This window comes from Longimicrobiaceae bacterium (assembly GCA_035696245.1).
GTDB lineage: Bacteria > Gemmatimonadota > Gemmatimonadetes > Longimicrobiales > Longimicrobiaceae > DASRQW01.
On the sequence record DASRQW010000380.1, the window covers coordinates 1 to 2,944 of the forward strand.

3 protein-coding genes are annotated in these 2,944 nt (G+C 70.6%); all 3 read right to left on the reverse strand.

Annotation, left to right across the window (positions count from 1 at the left end; genetic code table 11):
- Nucleotides 1-33 precede the first annotated feature (33 nt).
- The gene (gene ispD, locus VFE05_17220; protein ID HET6231820.1) at nucleotides 34-744 is read right to left on the reverse strand and encodes a 2-C-methyl-D-erythritol 4-phosphate cytidylyltransferase; all 711 of its coding nucleotides are present in this window, start codon (nucleotides 742-744) and stop codon (nucleotides 34-36) included.
- Nucleotides 728-2,107, reverse strand: coding sequence for a DNA repair protein RadA (radA, locus tag VFE05_17225; protein HET6231821.1), 1,380 nt, complete (start codon nucleotides 2,105-2,107; stop codon nucleotides 728-730). The genes ispD and radA overlap by 17 nt, the downstream gene beginning before the upstream one ends.
- A 110-nt stretch (nucleotides 2,108-2,217) precedes the next feature.
- A partial coding sequence (locus VFE05_17230) for a replicative DNA helicase (protein HET6231822.1) occupies nucleotides 2,218-2,944 on the reverse strand: 727 nt, incomplete at its 5' end.

The following is a 2,944-nucleotide window of genomic DNA, read 5'->3' on the forward strand; positions in this document are numbered from 1 at the left end:
GGATACTCGTGGCCGGAGCCCATCAGCAGATGCTCAGCCTTCGCGCGCCGCGGCTTCCTCGCGGATGCGCAGAAGCGCCTCGGCGATCGCGATGTCGCCGGGGCGCGTCACTTTGATGCTGTCCGCCGAGCCCACGACGACGCGCACCGGGCCGGCGTAGCGCTCGAAGACCGCCGCGTCGTCCGTCGCAGCGACGCCGTCCGCGCGCGCCTGGCGGTACGCATCCACGAGCGCGGCGAGCGGGAAGCCCTGCGGCGTCTGCGCCTGCCAGAGGCGCGAGCGGTCCGGCGTGCCGGAGATGCGCCCGTCCGCATCCACCTCCTTGATCGTGTCCGTCACCTGCACGGCGGCGACGGCGCCCGACTCCGCACATGCATCCAGCACACGGCTTATCACATCCGCGGTGACGAGCGGGCGCGCGCCGTCGTGGATGAGGACGAGGTCCGCATCTCCCGCGATCTCCATCAGCCCGTTCCACACCGAATCCCCCCGCTCCGCCCCGCCCGCGACGACGCGCACGCCGAGCGACGCCAGCCACTCCGGCGGCGGCGCGGCATCGTCCGCCGGCAGCACGACGACGACGGTGGAGATGCGGGGATGGTCGAGGAAGGGGCGAATCGCGCGGAGGAGGACGGGCTCGCCCGCCAGCGCGAGGTACTGCTTGCGCACGGCGCCGCCCACGCGCCGGCCCTGGCCGCCGGCGACCACGACCGCGGCGGCGCGGGGCTCAGCGGAAGATGGCATCGACCAGCGAGCGCACGTCTTCCGCATCCACCACGCGGATGCCCTGCGGCACGTTTGCGGGCCGTGCGCGCGGGGAGAGGTACGCCGTGCGGAAGCCCATCCGTGCCGCCTCCGCCAGCCGCCGCTCCACCTGGCCGACGGGCCGCAGCTCGCCGCCCAGCCCCAGCTCGCCGATGAAGACCGCATCCCCCGGCACCGGCCGGTCGAACACGCTGGACGCGAGCGCCACCGCGACGGCCACGTCGCCCGCCGTCTCCGCCAACCGTATGCCGCCCACGACGTTGAGGAAGACGTCCAGCTGCCCGAACGGGATGCCGGCGCGCTTCTCCAGCACCGCGAGCAGGAGCGCCAGCCGCTTCTGGTCCACGCCCGTGCTCACCCGCTGCGGCGCGCCGTACGCTGCCTTCGCGGCGAGCGCCTGCACCTCCACGAGCAGCGGCCTCGTGCCCTCCATCGTCGCGACGACGGCGGAGCCGGACGAGCCCTGCAACCGATCGCCCAGAAACAGCTCCGACGGGTTGGCGACGGGCATCAGCCCCGCCGCCGTCATGCGGAAGACGCCGATCTCGTCCACCCCGCCGAAGCGGTTCTTCGTGGCCCGCAGCACGCGGTTGTCCAGCCCGCCCGCGTTCTCGAAATACAGCACCGTGTCTACGATGTGCTCAAGCGTCTTGGGCCCCGCGATGCCGCCGCCCTTGGTGACGTGGCCCACCAGGAAGACCGCCGTGCCCGTCTGCTTGGCGAAGCGCTGGAAGCGGGCGGCGCACTCGCGCACCTGGCCCACGTTGCCGGGCGCGCCCTCCAGCTCCGGCGTGTAGACCGTCTGGATCGAGTCCACCAGCAGCACGTCGGGGTTGCCCTCGGCGGCGCGGAGGAGGATCGTCTCCAGCTCCGTCTCCGCCAGCAGCGATACCGCGCCGGCCGAGCCCTCCAGCCGGTCGGCGCGCAGCTTCACCTGGAGCGCGGACTCCTCACCGGACACGTAGAGCGTGCTGCGACCCTCCGCCTCCAGGCGGCTGGCGACCTGGAGCAGGATGGTCGACTTGCCGATCCCCGGCTCGCCGCCGATGAGCACGACGGAGCCGGGCACGATCCCGCCGCCCAGCACGAAGTCGAACTCGCCCAGGCCCGTCGTCCACCGCTTGCCCTCGGTGCCCTCCACGTCGCGCAGGCGCACGGGCGGCGGCCCGGCGGGCGAGCGCGACCCCGCCCCGCCTCCGCCGATGCGCGCCTTGGCGGCCTTGGGCGCCACCGGCTCTTCCACCAGCGTGTTCCACTCCTTGCACGCGGGGCACTGGCCCTGCCACCGCGGCGTCTCGTTGCCGCACTCGCGGCAGAAGAACAGCGTCTTCGTCTTCGCCATCTCAGCCCAACTCAGTGGAGATCATGCGGAGATGGCCGAGGCGCACGACGCGGCATGCGGCGCATCGGACGTAATTCCGCAGGACGTCTGGGGAGACGATGCGCGGCTGCTCATCCCCCGTACCCGCCCCCGTCGTCGCTGCGCGGCGAGAAGCTTTCGAAGCGCGTGAACTCCTTCATGAACATCAGATTCACGGTGCCGGTAGCGCCGTTTCGCTGCTTGCCGATGATGACCTCCGCCCGCCCCTCGATCGAGTTCCCCTCCTTGTCCACCGGCCCCATGTAATACTCCGGCCGGTAAAGGAACATTATGACGTCTGCATCCTGTTCAATTGCACCAGATTCACGAAGATCCGACATCATCGGGCGCTTGTCGGGGCGCGATTCTACTGCACGGCTCAACTGCGAGAGGGCGACGACGGGCAGCTCCAGCTCTTTGGCGAGAGCCTTGAGGCCGCGGGAGATCTCGGAGACTTCCTGCTGGCGATTCTCGGTCTTGCCGTTGCCCGTCATGAGCTGGAGGTAGTCGACGACGATCATCGCCAGGTCGGGCCGGTCCGACTTGAGGCGGCGCGCCTTGGCCCGCATCTCCAGGATCGAGATGCCCGCCGTGTCGTCCACGTAGATGGGCGCGGTGTTGAGAAGGCCCGCCGCGACGCCCAGGCGCGGATAGTCGTCGTCGCGCAGCCGGCCCGTACGCACGCGTCCGGCGTCCACGCGCGCCTCGGACGTGAGCATGCGCTGCACGAGCGACTCCTTGCTCATCTCGAGCGAGAAGAACGCGACCGCCTTCTTTGCACTTATTGCGGCATGCTGCGCAATATTGAGAGTGAATGCA

Bases quoted from the DNA above. Each gene is read 5' to 3' on its own strand.
- ispD (HET6231820.1), bottom strand. From the start codon at position 744: ATGCCATCTTCCGCTGAGCCCCGCGCCGCCGCGGTCGTGGTCGCCGGC.
- radA (HET6231821.1), bottom strand. From the start codon at position 2,107: ATGGCGAAGACGAAGACGCTGTTCTTCTGCCGCGAGTGCGGCAACGAG.